Origin of the sequence: Paraburkholderia sp. J8-2 (assembly GCF_905220195.1) — a bacterium.
In the GTDB taxonomy this organism is placed as follows: domain Bacteria; phylum Pseudomonadota; class Gammaproteobacteria; order Burkholderiales; family Burkholderiaceae; genus Paraburkholderia.
In genome coordinates, this window is sequence record NZ_CAJMZA010000002.1 from 153367 (window position 1) to 169473 (window position 16107).

The window sequence follows — 16107 nt, forward strand, 5'->3', positions numbered from 1 at the left end:
ATTCCCGCTTATTTCTGCCGCGAAACGCGCAACAGCATCCATGCTGCGCACGAGGCCAGCCCGAAGGTCATCGACCATGCCACGCCCGTCACGCCCCACATATGCAGCGAAGGCGGCACGGACACGATGAGCGCCACGACCTGCAGCAGCGACGCAACCGTAACGGCGCGCGCGTCGCCCACGGCGCGCAGATAGGAAGCGAGCACCGAGTTCAGCGCACTGATCGCCATGTTGATGACGAAGATGCGAAAGAGCGGCACGGCCGACAGCCACGCGGCGCCGAGCACGAGCGAGAAGAGCGGCTCGGCCGCGAAGCGCAGCACGATCACCACGCACGCGAGCCCCGCCACGGCCGCGACGAGATACAACCGGAACAGGCGCGCGGCCGATTGCGGCCCGCCGCGATGATGCGCGGCGAACGTGGGAAACAGATACTGCGAGAGGGCAAGCGCGGCGTCGGCGAGCAGCATCTGCGCGAGCTTCGAGGACATCTGCCAGGCGCCCAGTTGTGTCGGTCCGAGCAGCTTGCCCACCACGACCTTGTCGAACTGGTTGGTGATGAGGATGATCACGCTGCTCGCCCAGATCCAGCGGCTAAATCCCACGTAGTGGCCGATGCCCGACCAGCGCAGCCGGATCGGCGGACGCGGCGAGAGCGCGATCCATGTCACGACGCTCTTGAAGGCCTCGCCGATCATCATGCCGAGCAGCAGCGAATACGGCCCCGTACCCGCGAGTGCGAGCGCAATACCGAAGCCGCAGTCGAGCACCGCCGACGAGATTTCGATCGCCGCGATGTGCTGGAAGTGACGCTCGCGCTGCGTGATGAAATACGCGGGCGAGGCGAGTCCGCGCAAGAGCGGCAGCAGCGCGGCAAGCTGCACGAGCCCGATGGCGCCGCCCAGGTGAAACTGCGCGTCCATAAGCGGCGCGCTCGCGACGAGCAGCACACCGATCAGCAGGCCGCGCGTGGCGAGCGTGGTCCAGACGGCGCCGGCCTCCTGGCGCGTGGGCGGCGACTGGCCCTGGATCACGGCTTGCGCGAGCCCGGTGTCGGACAGCGCTTCGGCAATCGCGACCGCGAGCAGCGCGACGCTCGCGAGACCGATTGCGGACGGCCCGAGAATGCGCCCAATCACGAGGAACTTGACGGCCACGAGGCCGCGCACGACGACCTGCTGCAACAGCACCCAGGTCGCCGCGCCGGGTCCGAAGCCGGCCTTGATCGGTATTGCTGGCAGCCGCATGACGCGCAAAATACCTCTCCTGTTTTCGATCCCTGAGTCGGGGCTTTTGCCCTTTTTCCGAGTTCCCTTCAGGCATGTTTGAGAACGCGTTTTCGTGACCCGTTCTGGACCTTACCGCGCCGCAGTTGCCACGACGCGCCATCAACCAGGCGGATTCGGACGGGGCACGCCCACTCAATCAATCGGCATATGCCCAGGCATTTTCAGCCACCCTGCCCTGCAATCTGGCGCATACCGCTTGCGCACCACTGCTATTTTGTTCGTAATAATGCTCATCGGGCCTGCCGCATGGAAAACGTGTCGATCGCCAGATACCGCAATGCCGACCCCAACACCCCGGACGCCGAAGTGACCGAGCCAGCCGGCGTGCGCGCAACGGCGAGCGGCGACTGGATCGCCATCATCGAGCCGAACTTCACGGGCCACCGCTGGCGCTACGTCGAGTGGATCGCGCAGGCGTGCGTGGAAGCCGGACACCGCTGCCTCGTCGTCACCGACACGGAGTACGCGGACCATCCGCTCGCGCAGCGCATCGCGCGCGAAGCGCGGCCCGATCTGCGCCTCGTGCTGCTCGACCTGCACACCGTTCCGCCCGGCCCGCATTTCGCCGTGAGCGTGTATATGCGCTTTCGCAACTTCTATGCGCGCGCCTTCCGCCAGATCAGCAAAACGACGCACGTGCGGCTCGTCGTGGCGCCCTATGCCGACTACTTCTTCTACACGCTCGCGGGGTTCGACTCGCCATTCGGCAACACCCCGTGGATCGCCATCGTCATGGGCATGACGTTTCATCACGCGGGCATCGGCTTGCGCACGCCGCGCCGGCGCTTCGTCGACATGGCCAAGTCGGTGCTGTTTCGCCGCGCCATGTGCTCGCGCGGGCTGCGCGAACTCTTCACGATCGACCCGACGCTGCCCGACTGGTTCGCGGCCACGAAGCCCCAGGGCGCCGCGCCGCTCAGCTATCTGGCCGACCCGTTTCCCGAAATCGAGCGCATGGACCCGCTGCTTGCGCGCACACAACTGAAGCTCGATGCGCATACGCGCTATCTGCTCGTGTACGGCGCGATTGGCGAACGCAAAGGCATTCGCGAACTGATGCTCGCGCTCGAGCTCAAACCCGACGCGCCGCGCCTCGTGATCGCCGGCCAGCAGGATGACGAAACGCGCGCGTTCATCGACGCACACGCACCGCGGCTCGCGAACGCGCCGGTGATCTTCAACCAGTTCATCTCCGATGAGATGGAACGCGAACTCTTCTGCGCCTGCGACGCCGTGTGGTTGGGCTACAAGCAGCACTACGGCATGAGCGGCGTGCTCGTGCAGGCATACCGCTTCGGCAAGCCCGTGGTGGCCAGCGCGGATGGCCTGATTGGCTGGTATTGCCGCGACGGCGCGCTCGGCCCGCTCCTCGACGACCTCGAGCCCGCCACGATCGCCCACGCGCTCGATGCGCTCGCGCAGCGCTGGCGCGCAGGCCCGGGCGCCGCGCAACCGGCGGGCGAACACCTCCTGTCGAGCAACACGCTCGCGCAGTTCAAGCACACGCTGCAGGCCGCGATGGCATGAACCTGGGCAAATGCCCGCAGCTAGTCAGCATCCCGAATCAGTTCGACCCGCTCACGCAACGCCTTCGATCTTGCGATCCGCCGCGCTCGTGTTGGGGCGCTCGGCGGGAACGGCCCCGCGCGAGTCGGGGAACATCGCCTCGCGCAGACGCAGGAACGGGAACTCGACAGCGCGCGTGGTGAGATAACCGAGCGCCGCAGCGATGAAGAACTGCGCGAAGATCACGGCCGGCCAGGCGGCGAGCGGCGGCACGCCGAGCGCGCTCGCCTTGTGGATCAGATAGTCGCCGGGCGCGAGCGCGAGCGAATGCCAGAGGTAGATGCCGTACGAGTACACGCCGAGCCAAGCAAGCCCGCGATACAGCCACGTCGTGCGCAATCGGCCCGAATGTTCGAGCACGAGCATGATGAGCGCGCAAAAGCCGATGGCCTGAATCGTGTAGCCAATGCTCTCGTCCAGCGCGACATCGGGCGTCGCGAAGATGAGCCAGGCGAGGAGCAGCCCCACCGCCGCGAACAGCCAGCGCTTCTTCGCAACGAGCATGCGCCAGACGTCGGGCTTCATCCAGTAAATCGTCGCCAGTATCACGCCGATAAGCAGGCTGTCCATGCGGTACTGCGTGTAGTTGAACGCCCCGACGAGATCGCCGTGCGATACCGCAATGCAACGCGCGGTCAAAACGATCGCGCAAAGGCCGGCCATTACGGCGATCAGGGCGTTCGCGCGCAACCGGAAGTGTGCGAGCAGGATCAGCAGTGCGGGCAGGAACAGATAGAAGTGCTCTTCGACTGCGAGGCTCCACGTTTGCGCAATGGAGGTGCCGAAGTAGTTCTGCATGTGCGTGAGGTTCTGCCAGAGGAACGTATCGGGCCGGTGGCGGCCCGCCAGCAGGTGAAAGAGAATGAGCACGTAGTAGGCAGGCCAGATCTTGAAGATCCGCCGCACGATGAAGCGGCGCGCGCCGATATGGCCCGTTTGCGCGTATTGGCGCAGCAGCAGGCCGCCCACGAGAAAGCCGCTTAGTGTGAAGAAAAGATTCACGCCTTCGTGGCCGAAGCTTTTCAGCGGGTACTCGATCACGCTCACCCACGCATGGCCCGTGCGCACCGTGTGGAAGTGAAAGCCCATCACCACGAAGATCGCGATGCCACGCACGAAGTCGAGTTCGACGGAGCGCCCTTTCGTCGATTGACTCACTCCGTGTAGCAGCTTCATGACCTTTCCCTCGCTTTCGTCCATGCCGGATTCTTGCGCAAGGCAGACGATGGAAAACTTACTCCTGCCGACCCCATCATGAACACTGGCGCCGTGCAGCGTGCGCCAAGTTCCCGCCGTTCTCGGCCAGGTGTGTGGAGCAAACCACACGCCAAATCAGAATTTTTTTCCTGCCGCCACAACCCTGCCGCTTCCCGCCACGCGCATGCGCAAGGCGCTTGCGGCGTTTTATATTGAGTCGAACCAACGCGTTTGGTGCGCATATTTCTTGCGCAGCGTTTGCAACCCTATGCACCGCACCGGGAGAAACGCGGATGCGAAACAAACATGCTGTTCTGTGGCTCTGGGTGTGCCTCGTGCCTCTCGCTTTCGACTACAAGGCCCCTGACTCCCAGTTCGGCCATGGCGCGCAATGGCTGGCCGTCATTCCGGCCCTGGCAGGCGCGCTGATTCTCGCGATGATCGGCCCGCGCTTCGCGCGTCCGATCCGGCTGCGCTCGTTCGTGACGGGCGCGCTCGTCGCAAGCCTCATCGGCAGCCTCATTGCTCAAGTGCTGCAGCACAATCCGGTCGGCCAGTACCTGCGCGTGATCCTGCCGTTCCTGCTCTTTGTGCTCGGCTACTGGGCCATGTGCCGCCCGTGGCACCCCATTCGCGTCATGCAGTTGCAGCGCGCGCTTTACTACGCGAACGTGCTGTGTCTCGTGTTTACGTTCTTCTTCGGCTTGCTGGCTGTAGGCGGGCCGCTCGCCGACATCCGCTTTCGCATCGTCTCGCCGACCATGCTCGCGCTGCAAGGCATGCTGTTGCACCAGTTCATCGTCGCCCGGCGCTTCAACATGACAATGGTGATCGTGTTCCTTGCCACGCTGATCGTCGAGTTGCTGAGCGTCACGCGCAGCCTGCTGATCGCGACCGTCCTGCTCGCCATGTTCGCGGCGTGGCTCGCCTCGCCTTCAGTGAGCCATCTGATCAAATCGTTCTTCCGCACCGGCATCGCACTTTTATTCATCGTGGCGCTGGGCGTGGGAACCGCGTGGCTCTTCCCGTCCATCACCGAACACTGGACGCAGCGCGTGACGGCCGCGCAAAACTCGGACTCCGACCGCGACCCGACCACGGTCACACGTATTGCGGAGATGCGCGACCAGTACGACCAGGTCACCGAATCGGTGGAGTCGGTACTGTTCGGCAAGGGGTATGGCCACCTCTACCGCTACTCGCCCATTTACTACCAGTACGTGAACCAGACATTCAGCAAGGACGATTACTTCAACACCAGCGACTGGGTGGCGGGCCACAACTTCTGGGTGTATCAGCTCTACGCCGAAGGTATCGTGTTCGGCGGCTGCATGCCGCTCGCGGTGATCGTCGCGCTCATCGTTGCCGGACGCGCATTCAGGCGCTGGCGCCGCATTGCGCCGCGTCACCCGATGCTCATGCCGCTCAGCATGGCGCTGCTCGTGCTCGCCGCGCTGCCCGGCGCTTCGATTGGCGGCAATCCGCTCGGCACGCGTTTTTCGGGCCTCGTGTATGGCCTCGCGCTCGGGCTCATCGTCTCGCTGTATTCGCAGCTTCATTACCGCATCGACCTGCAACGCAAGCGCCAGCGCCTGCACCCGTCCTACGGGCGCGAGCCTGCCTTCCGACCCACGGCGCCCGCGGCGGCGCCGGTGCCGCTCAACACGTACGCGACTCCGGAGCCCCGATGAAAATCCTGCACCTCGTGTCCACGGTCGACCCCCGTTCGGGCGGCCCGATTGAAGGCGTGCGCCAGAGCGGCCTCGCGATGGCGGCGCTCGATCACCAGATCGAAGTGGCCTCGCTCGACCCGATCGACGCGCCTTACGTGCGCGAATTCCCGCTGCCGCTGCACGCCCTGGGCCCCGGGCGCGGCCACTACGGATACAGCCCCGGCTACGTGCCGTGGCTGCGCGCGAACGCAAGGCGCTTCGACGCGGCGATCGTGCACGGCCTCTGGCAATACCACGGCTTCGGCGCGTGGCGCGCGCTGCGCCACGCCCAGCTGCCGTACTACGTGTACACACACGGCATGCTCGACCCGTGGTTCAAGGCGACTTATCCGCTCAAGCATCTGAAGAAATGGGCTTACTGGCCGTGGGCCGATTTTCGCGTGCTGCGCGATGCCGCCGCCGTGATCTTCACAACCGAAGAAGAACGCCTGCTCGCGCGCGATTCGTTCTGGCTGTACCGCGCCAACGAGCGCGTCGTGCCGTTCGGCACCAATGCACCGCGCGAGGACCCGGACACGTTGCGTGAAGCCTTCCTGCAAGAGTCGCCGCATCTGCGCAACAAGCGCATCGTGCTGTTCCTCGGGCGCCTGCACCCGAAGAAGGGCTGCGACGTGCTGGTTCAGGCATTTGCCGATCATGCGCGCGAAACGCCGGATGCGCATCTGCTGATGGCCGGCCCCGACAAGGGCAACTGGCAGCCCGCGCTGCAGGCGATGGCGCAGACGCACGGCATCACGCACCGCATCAGCTGGCCGGGCATGCTGCAGGGCAACCTCAAGTGGGGTGCGTTCTTTGCCAGCGACGTGTTCGTGCTGCCGTCGCACCAGGAGAATTTCGGCGTGTCCGTAGCGGAGGCGCTGGCGTGCGGGCTGCCCGCGCTGGTCTCGGACAAGGTGGGCGTATGGCGCGAGATCGATGAGGATGGCGCCGGTTTCGTCGCGCCCGACACGGTCGCCGGCACGCAGCGCAACTTCGCGTCATGGCGCGCGCTCGACGAACCCTCGCGCGATGCGATGCGCGCGCAGGCCCGGCGCACGTTCGATGCACGCTTCGCGATGGATGGCATGGTGCGCTCGCTGCTCGGCTTGCTGCAGGAACATCCTTCGTATGCGGGCGCTCGATTTCACCGAGGGCGTGCGATGAGCGCCATGGCGCAGGGCGAGCCCGCGGAGCAAACCGAATAAACGGAAAGTAGAAAAAACAGCATCAGATAGCGGTCATGGTAGGGATTGGCAGGGGTGACGAAGCAACGCAGCTCAAGCGTCATAACCAATCGAACGATGTGAGCGCGTTGCACCTTCGTGGCGATGTGCGAATCCTGTGAGTAAGGGGGCAACACTATGTTAAACAGCACACCTGATTGTTCTGGCGGCGAAGCCGTGCATGCAACTGCAGCCACTGCCGCAACCGCGACGCAGCCCGCGCGCAGTTTGCGCAAGTTATCGGCGGGCCGCGCACGGGCGGCCCTGTCGGCGGTGGCGGCCATCGTGGCGGCCGCAGCCATGATTTCGGGCTGCGCGCTCTCGCCTGGCATGACGGCGCCGTCGAGCGTCACGCAGGCGAAAGCCGCCACCGACTCCGCGCGCTCGGGCGGCAACGGGGATCAACCGCCGCCGGGGGCGCTCGTCGAGATCAACAACGCGTTGGTCGCGAAACAGGCGGCAGAGAGACCGACGGCGGTCCCGACCAACGTCTCGTCGCTGTTCGGCACGCCCAAGCCCTACACGCTCGGGCCCGGCGACGTGCTGAGCATTGTCGTGTGGGATCACCCCGAGATGAACTTGCCGACGGGCGGCGGTGGCGGCGGTAACGGGTCGCAGGACCAGAGCGCGAGCCAGGTGCAGTCGGGCTATACCGTGGACTCGACTGGCGCGATCCAGGTGGCCTACGTGGGGCCGATCCACGTAGCGGGGCTCACCGAGATGGAGGCGCGCAATCTCGTGGCGAGCAAGCTGGCCTACTACCTGAACAAGCCACAGGTGACGCTGCGCATCGAGTCGTACCGCAGCCGGCGTGTGTATGTGGACGGCGAAGTGCGCACGCCCGGCCTCATGGTGCTCAACGACATGACGATGTCGCTGCCCGAGGCGATCAACCGCGCGGGCGGCTTCACGGCGGCGGGCGACCGCTCGCGGGTTAGCGTGACGCGCGGCGACAAGACGATCATGGTGAACATTCCCGACATGATCAAGGAAGGCGTGAACCCGGACAAAATCCTGCTGCAAAACGGCGACCTCGTGCGCGTGTATTCGGCGAACGAAAGTCGCGTGTTCGTGCTCGGCGAAGTCGGGCACCCAGGGCCGCTTCCGTTCGATAACGGCCATCTCTCGCTGAACGACGCGCTAGGCAACGCGGGCGGCATCAGCCAGGGATCGGGCGACGCCTCGCAGGTGTACGTGGTGCGCGGGCAGAAGGAAGGACACCGCACGGTCTACCACCTCGACGCGTCGACGCCGGAAGCCATGGCCACGGCCGACGAGTTCGACCTGAAGCCGAACGACGTGGTGTTCGTCGATGCCTCGGCGCTCGTGAAGTGGAGCCGCGTCATCAACCTGATCCTGCCGAGTACGCAGGCAGCCGCTGCGGGCCGGGCGGTGGGTTACGGCGGTTACTAGCGGGTGGAGTTCGTGTGCGTATGAGCAGGCCTGCTGGCCTGCTCATACCGCGGCTTGAGCGCCGCCTCATGCCTTGGGCGGCTGGCTCTCCTCAAAGCGCCAGCGGATAAAGCGGCACGGATTGCCGCCATACACGCCGCCGGCTTCCAGCGAGCGATGGACGACCGAAAGCGGCGTGACGACCGCCGAGCGCCCGATCGTCACGCCCATTTGCACCACGCATTTCGACGAGACCCACGCGCCGTCCTCGATCACGATAGGCGCGACGTGCAGGTCCATGTTCGTGCGCATGTCGTGCGAGCCGGCGCTGAGAAACGCGCCCTGCGAAATGCAGACGTTCGAGCCGATGCGGATGGGCGCCTGGTTGTAGATCCACACGTCCACGCCGATCCAGCAGTTCTCGCCCATCTCCAGATTCCACGGCGCCTTCACGCGCATGGGGTGCACGAGGCGGCATCCCGCGCCGACCTTCGCGCCGAACAGGCGCAGCAAGCTCACGCGCAGCGCGGAGAGCGGCAGCAGACGGTTGTCGAGCACGCAGGTCTCGACCAGATACCAGGCGGCCTGCACGAGCTTGCCGCGGCGCGCAACGAAGTTGCCCTTGCCCGCGCGGCTCAAATCGATCACGCGGATTTCCGCGCTTGCAGACTGCGCGGCGGCTTGCGGCGGCGCGACGCCTGCAGACGGTGCCTCGCCAGCGCCATCCCTGCGGCCGGCCGCGCCGACGTTCCCTTTGAGGGTTCCTAAACCTTCGACCGCTTCCGTCATGAACGCTCCTTGCCCACCCGGGTCGGTTCTATGTGGCTTGCGTGCTTCCCGGCTCGTCGCGAGCCCGTGCCGAAAACCGGCAACGGGACAACGGGCGGCGTCGAGCCGCGATTTCATTATCCGGCGGCCTGCGCATCGCCTCCCGCGCGTGGCCGACACGGCAGGGGTTTTGGCGCAGCGGGGCGACGCTGCGTGGGCAACATGAAGGCTTGACGCCGCATGATTCGCGGCGCGCGGGATCCATGCCATGTCCAGCCTGAATCGACATCAGTTTGCGCCCTACGTGCTCGCCGCTGCGCTGCAAGCCGCGTGCGCCGCATGGCCGTGCGCGGTGTTCGCGCAAAACGCCCCATCCGGCGGCTCGTCCGCCAATGCGAAATACCAGAGCAGCCAGGGCGACACCCTCACCAACGCCGTGCAGCGCCAGAAACTCGACGAGCAACGCCTGCTCGGCGGCCCGGGCACTTCGGACAACCCGTACAGCGCGACCCCATACAGCAGCAACGGCGCTTCGCCAGACGACGCGCAAGACGCGCTCACGAACGAAAAGCACATGCACGTCGTCACGCCTGGGGATTACGCGGCAAGCGAAGCGAGCGCCTCGGGCGGCAGAAACGGCCGAGGTGGCGCGAGCAGCAGGATCGGATCGAACGGCCGGTCTCGCGCCGGCAACGCGGTGGTGAGAAGCTCGGCAGGCAACCCTGCCGGTAGCCATCGGTCGAGCGCCGGATACGACTACGGCGCCCGCGAAACCTCGCCGACCGCCCAGGTCTATGGCAATCCATACAGCAACCCGTACGGGTCGCCGGACCAGGCCAACTCCGAGCTCTACAAGTCGCCCTGGTAAGCTCTGCTAGCGGCCCAAGGCCGCCGTCGATCAGACATCGGACTGCTCGACCTCGGGCAACGTCGATCCGCCTTTGCCTGCTTGATGAGCGGGTTCGTCGCCAGATTGATCCGCGCCTCGATGCGTCGAAGCAGCGCCACTTGCCGCCGGCTGCGGCTCCACTCGCGCCTGACTCGCCGGCTCGGCAACCCCGCTCGCGAGCCCGGCAAGCCTCGCTTCGAGCACGTCGAAGATCGCTTGCGGCGACAGCATGCGCTTCGCGTAGCGCCGTGCGGCGTGGCCGAGCGCGGTGCGCCGCGCCGGATCGCCGGCCAGTTCGACGATCGCGGCCGCCAGCGCCTCGCCGTCTTCGGGCGGCACGACAATCCCGTGATCCGAGACCACGTCGAAGAGACTCGTGCCGGGCCGCGCCATGGCGACCACCGCACGCCCGCTCGCGAACATGCCGGTGAGCTTCGAGGGCATGACAAGGTCGGCGGCGTCGTTGCGCTGCGGCAGCACGTGGATATCGGCCACGTTCAGCAGTTCATTGAGCATCGACGCAGGCTGCAGCGGCAGCACATGACAGTTCGAAAGCGGCTCGCAACGCGCGATCAGGTCTCGCCTGGCCGCGCCGTCGCCGCAGAACACGAAGCTGATATCCGTGCGCGCGGCGAGCGCCGTTGCGACGTCCGCGAGAATTTCGATGCCCTGCTTCGCCCCCATGTTCCCCGAGTACAGCACGACGGTGTTGTCCTGCGGGATGCCAAGGCGCTGCCGGAACGCGCTCGGATACGGCAGCGGGAAGATCGCCTGGGTATCGACCCAGTTCGGCAGGCACACGGCGCGCGAGGCGTCCACGCCCTTGTCGATGACGCGCTCGACCATGCGCGGCGAAATCGACGAGACGGCGTCGAAGCGCCGCAACAGCCAGCGCTCGCAGGCGAGCGCCGCGCGCCCGAGACGTGAGCCCTGGCCGCCCTTGAGCAGCCCCAGATCGAATGCCGCATCGACTTCGAAGTCCTGAATATGCAGCCAGCTGCCCGCCCCAACGGCGCGCGCGAGCATCAGCGCGCCGGGCGCACAAAAGAATGTCGGCACGATCAGCATGACAGCCTCCGGCCGCCACGCCGCGAGCCGCGCGAGGAGCGGCAGCGAGGAAAGCGCGAAGCTCGCCAGATGCACGATGCGTTTGAGGCCGCCCTGCTGCGAAGGCACCCACAGCGGCGCGCGCCACACGCTCACGCCGCGCAAGGTTTCGCGTGCGTAGCGCCCCGCGCGATAGCCGTCGTGCACGCGCCATTGCGGGTAATAGGGCGGCGCGCAGATCACGCGCACTTCATGGCCGTGCGCCGCGAGCAGCTCTGCCATTTCGGCGCTGTATTTGCCGACGCCTGTCACTTCGGGCGCGTAATTCAGTCCGTAGATCAGGATTCTCATTGCGTTGTTTCCGTCCCTGAACTGCTTTTTGAGCTGCTGGTCTACCGCTTTCCTTCGACTCGCGCGCCGAGCGAAAAAAAGCGGGCGCCGTGCATCCGGTCCGCGCACGACGCCCACCACCAAACAAACGCCTTTCCCCCTCGTCCATCGAGCCGATTGTTTGCAACCCGTCGGCCCTGTGAGGCCGCATCAAGCCCGCATGCCTGCCTCGTGCGCCGGTGCGGCATAGGCTTGAAGAAAGTCGTCGTAGGTGCGGGCGAGCCCCTCCTCGAGGCCAATGTGCGCGTGCCAGCCCAGATCGCCCAGGCGCGACACATCGAGCAGCTTGCGCGGCGTGCCGTCGGGCTTGGTCGAATCGAATACCAGTTCGCCGTCGAAGCCCACCACGTCGCACACGCGCTGCGCGAGATCGTGGATCGACAGGTCCTCGCCCACGCCGACGTTGTACACGCCGTCGCCGGTCTCGTGCTCCAGCACGAAGATCGTCGCATCGGCGAGATCATCGACGTGCAGGAATTCGCGGCGTGGCTTGCCCGACCCCCAGACAGTCAGCGTGCGCTGGCCGTTCGTGCGCGCCTCATGCGCCTTGCGCAGCAGCGCGGGCAGCACATGACTGCTGCCGAGGTCGTAGTTGTCGTTGGGGCCGTACAGGTTGGTCGGCATGAGCGAGACGAAATGCGTACCGTACTGGCGGTTGTACGCTTCGCAAAGCTTCAGGCCGGCGATCTTCGCGATCGCGTAGGCCTCGTTGGTCGGCTCGAGCGGCGCGGTGAGCAGATAGGTTTCGCGGATCGGCTGCGGGCATTCGCGCGGATAAATGCACGACGAGCCGAAGAACACGAGGCGCTCCACGCCCGCGTTGTGCGACGCGCGGATCACGTTGGTCTCGATTGCCAGGTTGTCCCACGCGAACTGCGCGGGCCGCGTCGAATTGGCGAGGATGCCGCCCACGCGTGCGGCCGCGAGCAGCACCGCATCGATGCTCTCGCCTTCGAAAAATCGATCTACCGCAGCCTGATCCGTGAGGTCCAGTTCCGCATGGGTGCGCATGACGAGGTTCCAGTATCCATTCGCCTGCAACGCACGCACGAGCGCCGAGCCCACCATGCCCCGGTGGCCGGCCACGAAGATTCGGGAGTTCTTGTCCATGCGTTCACTCGTGATGTTCGAGAGCCCTGAATCCGGCCAGCTTGACGAGTGCGTCGCGCCGGGCAGCCTGGTAGTCGGCGCGCACCATTTCCTTGACGAGCGCATGGAACGTCGTCACCGGTTTCCAGCCCAGTTTCTCCTGGGCCTTCGAGGCGTCGCCGAGCAACGTCTCGACCTCGGTCGGGCGGAAGTAGCGCGGGTCCACGCGCACGATCACGTCGCCCGGTTCTATGCGCATGTCGCGCGCTTGCACCTGGTCGACAATGCCGACCTCGTCCACGCCGCTGCCTTCGAAACGCACGGTGATGCCCAGTTCCTCGGCGGCCACGCGCACGAAGTCACGCACACTGTACTGCACGCCGGTTGCGATCACGAAATCTTCTGGCTTCTCTTGCTGGAGCATGCGCCACTGCATGTCGACGTAATCGCGCGCATGGCCCCAGTCGCGCATGGCGGAGAGGTTGCCGAGATACAGCATTTTCTGCAGGCCGACCGCGATGCGCGCTAGCGCACGCGTAATCTTGCGCGTGACGAACGTCTCGCCGCGCTGCGGCGACTCGTGATTGAAGAGGATGCCGTTGCACGCGTAGATGCCATGCGCCTCGCGGTAATTGACCGTGGTCCAGTAGGCGAACAGCTTCGCCACCGCGTAGGGACTGCGCGGATAGAACGGCGTGGTTTCGCGCTGGGGCACTTCCTGCACGAGCCCGTACAGCTCGGACGTCGACGCCTGATAAAAGCGCGTTTTCTGCGTAAGGCCGAGAATGCGAATCGCCTCCAGAATGCGCAGCGTGCCGAGGCCGTCCGCGTTCGCCGTGTACTCGGGTTCCTCGAACGACACCGCCACGTGGCTTTGCGCGGCGAGGTTGTAGATTTCGTCGGGCGCCACGCGCTGGATCACGCGCAGCAGCGCCGTGGAATCGGTCAGCTCGCCGTGATGCAGCTGAATGCCGGGTTCCGGGTCGTGCACGTCCCGATACAGGTGATCGATGCGGTCCGTGTTGAAGAGTGACGAGCGCCGCTTGATACCGTGCACTTCGTAGCCCTTGTTCAACAGCAGTTCTGCCAGATACGAACCGTCCTGACCGGTGATACCGGTGATCAACGCAACCTTGCGAGCCATCGCCATCGTTCTCTCCTCGCGTGAGCGAAATGGGATTCGGTGGTTCCACTAGCCGCGGCGGCCCCCCGGCCGGCCGCGGTCCTGCTGCCTGCCTGCTGCCCTACCCTGCAATGCTTTCGTACCCGTAGTAGCCGCCGCGATACCCGCCGCCGATGAATGCGCCGGTCTTCGGCACGTCGGTGAGCAGCACGCCGCGCAGATTCACGCCGCCTATGCGCAGGCGCTTGACCGTTTCCTCGAGCTCCGAAATCGGGTGGCGGCCATGGCGGATCGCGAGAAGCGTCGTACCCGCGTAGCGTCCGATCACCGTCGAGTCGGTCACCGCGAGCACCGGCGGCGTATCGACGATGACGAGGTCGTACTTCGCGCCCAGCTCCTGCAGCAGCGACTCGAAACGCGGACTCATCAGGAGCTCGGACGGATGCGAGTGCAGCGAGCCCTTGGCGAGCACGTCGAGGCCCGGCAGCACCTCGCGCTGGATCGCCCGCTCCAGCTCCGCGCCGAGCAGCACGTCGGAGAGGCCCGGCTGGTGAACAATGCCGAAGTGCGAGTGCACGTCGCCGCGCCGCATGTCGCCATCGACGATCAGCACGCGCTTGTTCACCGAGGCGACCAGCGCGGCGAGATTGACCGAGAGGAACGATTTGCCGATGTCGGGGCGCGAGCCCGTGAGCATCACGATGTTGTTGCGCGCGTCGTTGAGCGTGAGCTGCAGCGAGGTGCGCAGGCTGCGCACGCCTTCCACCGCCACGTCCTGCGGGTTCTGTTGCGCGAGCACGTGCAGACCGCGCCGGCGCGATGAGACGTGATGCTGCAGCCGCAGTTGCTGCGGGCTGCGCGGCACCACGGCGAAAACCGGCACGCCGAGCGCGGCTTCGAGTTCGTCCGGGCGCTCCACGCCGCCGTACAGCGACTTGCGCACGAACGCGACGAGCACGCCCAGCACGAGACCCGCGCCGATCGCGAGCGCGATCACGAGCAGCTTCTTCGGACGCACGGGATCGTCCGGCGCTTCGGCGAAATCGACCACGCGCACGTCGCCCACCTGGCCCGCGCGCGCCACACGCAGTTGCTGCGCGCTGTTCAAGAGGCTCGTGTACAGCTCCGTGCTCACATGCACGTCGCGCAACAGGCGCACTGCGGACTGCTCCGTATCGGGCAGTTGCGCCACATTGCGCGTGAGTTGCGACTGCGCGGCCTGCAGCGTGCCGATCTGTGCGTCGAGCGACTGAACGGCCGGGTGATGCTCGGTGAAACGCTGCGCGAGTTCCGCGCGTTGCTGGCGCAGGTCTTCGAGACGAATCTTGTTGTCGCTCACCTGCTGGAGCAGCAGCCGGCTTTCTTCGCCGAGATCGACGGTGCCGTGCTCGTTGCGGAATTTGTTGTACTTCTGCTCGGCCGTATCGACCTGCGCGCGCAGTTGCGGCAACTGGTCGTCGAGGAACGCGAGCATGTGCTCCGCTTCGGCCGAACGGCTCGCGATGTCCTGCTTGATGAACTCGTGCGCCACGTTGTTGAGGATCGCGGCCGTCATCTTGCTGTTGTGGCCTTCGAGACTCGCGCGGATCACGCCGGACTGCAGCCCGACTTCCTGGATTTCGAGTGCGCGCTCGAGCCGGTCGACAGTGGTGAGCGTCGAGGCGCGCATGAGCAGGAAAGGCGTTCCGGGCGCCCCGCTCAAGCTGTCCACATGCAGCGCGATCGGCCCGACTGATGTATTGGCGCTCACGTCCTCGCCCACGCGGCCCTCCAGGAGCGGAATGCCGTCGGGGTCGCGCAGCGTGAACGTGCCGGGCTCGTCGCCCGCGACGAGCGTGAAATCGCGCTCATACATCGCTTCGGGTGTATCGAAGCGCGACACCTTGATCTCGCCGCCACCCCATGCATAGCCGGCCGGGCGCATGAAGCCGGGCAGCTTCTGCGCCCAGGGCGAGCCCATGATGCTGGAGAGCATGCCGCCAATCACGGGCATTTCGCGCGGCCGCGCAGAAATGTCGAGGTGCAGCTTGCGCACCGTTTCCTCGGTCACGTTGCGCGACTTCAGCATTTCGATCACGCCGTTCGCGGTCGACTTCTCGTCGAACATGCCCGTGAGCGGCGGCAGGCTGCTGTCCTTCTTGCTGGCGTCGCCCTTGTCGACGAGGTGGAACAGCACGTCGGCACGATAGGTCGGCGTGGCCAGGAAGGCATAGGCCGTGCCCAGCAGCGTGACGGCGAGCGTCACGATCGCGATAGCGCGCCAGTTCGCCACCATCGTTTGCAGATAGTCGCCTAGGTATCGCTCGTCGGCGGCTGCTGCGCCGTAGTAAGCGCCGTCATAATTCATCGCCATCTTGCTTCTCCCGAAACCTGGTATTGCTTGCTCGTGATGCTTGACTGGTGATGCTTGCCCGGATGCGCC

At 65.7% G+C, this 16107-nt stretch carries 12 protein-coding genes; 5 read left to right on the top strand and 7 right to left on the bottom strand.

Annotation, left to right across the window (positions count from 1 at the left end; all coding sequences use genetic code 11):
• Positions 1 to 8 precede the first annotated feature (8 nt).
• Entirely contained in the window at positions 9 to 1256 is a 1248-nt protein-coding gene (locus U5A52_RS05955) for an oligosaccharide flippase family protein (protein ID WP_321913123.1), read from the bottom strand.
• Between the two features lie 288 nt (positions 1257 to 1544).
• Between U5A52_RS05955 and U5A52_RS05960 the strand changes: the two genes are divergently transcribed.
• Positions 1545 to 2816 carry a glycosyltransferase gene (locus U5A52_RS05960; protein WP_321934254.1) on the top strand — a complete coding sequence of 424 codons (1272 nt, stop codon included), beginning with the start codon at positions 1545 to 1547 and terminating at the stop codon, positions 2814 to 2816.
• A gap of 51 nt (positions 2817 to 2867) precedes the next feature.
• Here U5A52_RS05960 and U5A52_RS05965 read toward each other — a convergent pair whose 3' ends face one another.
• Positions 2868 to 4031, bottom strand: a complete 1164-nt coding sequence (locus tag U5A52_RS05965; RefSeq protein WP_321934255.1) for an acyltransferase — start codon at positions 4029 to 4031, stop codon at positions 2868 to 2870.
• Between the two features lie 314 nt (positions 4032 to 4345).
• Between U5A52_RS05965 and U5A52_RS05970 the strand changes: the two genes are divergently transcribed.
• The 3 genes from U5A52_RS05970 to U5A52_RS05980 all read left to right on the top strand — a co-directional run bounded on the left by U5A52_RS05970 (position 4346) and on the right by U5A52_RS05980 (position 8400).
• Entirely contained in the window at positions 4346 to 5743 is a 1398-nt protein-coding gene (locus U5A52_RS05970; protein WP_321913126.1) for a sulfite exporter TauE/SafE family protein, read from the top strand.
• Positions 5740 to 6969, top strand: a complete 1230-nt coding sequence (locus tag U5A52_RS05975) for a glycosyltransferase (RefSeq protein ID WP_321913127.1) — start codon at positions 5740 to 5742, stop codon at positions 6967 to 6969. Before U5A52_RS05970 ends, U5A52_RS05975 begins: the two co-directional genes overlap by 4 nt.
• Before the next feature lie 195 nt (positions 6970 to 7164).
• The gene (locus U5A52_RS05980; protein ID WP_321934256.1) at positions 7165 to 8400 is read left to right on the top strand and encodes a polysaccharide biosynthesis/export family protein; all 1236 of its coding nucleotides are present in this window, start codon (positions 7165 to 7167) and stop codon (positions 8398 to 8400) included.
• Positions 8401 to 8466: 66 nt separating this feature from the next.
• Here the strand turns inward: U5A52_RS05980 and U5A52_RS05985 are convergent, their stop codons facing one another.
• On the bottom strand, positions 8467 to 9168 hold the full coding sequence (locus U5A52_RS05985) for a putative colanic acid biosynthesis acetyltransferase (RefSeq protein WP_321934257.1): 702 nt from the start codon (positions 9166 to 9168) through the stop codon (positions 8467 to 8469).
• A 247-nt stretch (positions 9169 to 9415) separates the two neighbouring features.
• Between U5A52_RS05985 and U5A52_RS05990 the strand changes: the two genes are divergently transcribed.
• Positions 9416 to 10015, top strand: a complete 600-nt coding sequence (locus tag U5A52_RS05990) for a hypothetical protein (protein WP_321934258.1) — start codon at positions 9416 to 9418, stop codon at positions 10013 to 10015.
• 30 nt (positions 10016 to 10045) lie between these two features.
• Here U5A52_RS05990 and U5A52_RS05995 read toward each other — a convergent pair whose 3' ends face one another.
• The 4 genes from U5A52_RS05995 to U5A52_RS06010 all read right to left on the bottom strand — a co-directional run bounded on the left by U5A52_RS05995 (position 10046) and on the right by U5A52_RS06010 (position 16038).
• Complete coding sequence (locus U5A52_RS05995; protein ID WP_321934259.1) at positions 10046 to 11434, bottom strand: glycosyltransferase WbuB; 1389 nt, start codon at positions 11432 to 11434, stop codon at positions 10046 to 10048.
• A gap of 189 nt (positions 11435 to 11623) precedes the next feature.
• On the bottom strand, positions 11624 to 12583 hold the full coding sequence (locus tag U5A52_RS06000) for a GDP-L-fucose synthase (protein ID WP_321934260.1): 960 nt from the start codon (positions 12581 to 12583) through the stop codon (positions 11624 to 11626).
• Positions 12584 to 12587: 4 nt separating this feature from the next.
• On the bottom strand, positions 12588 to 13706 hold the full coding sequence (gene gmd, locus U5A52_RS06005; protein ID WP_321913197.1) for a GDP-mannose 4,6-dehydratase: 1119 nt from the start codon (positions 13704 to 13706) through the stop codon (positions 12588 to 12590).
• Between the two features lie 100 nt (positions 13707 to 13806).
• Complete coding sequence (locus U5A52_RS06010) at positions 13807 to 16038, bottom strand: polysaccharide biosynthesis tyrosine autokinase (RefSeq protein WP_321934261.1); 2232 nt, start codon at positions 16036 to 16038, stop codon at positions 13807 to 13809.
• Between the last annotated feature and the right edge of the window lie 69 nt (positions 16039 to 16107).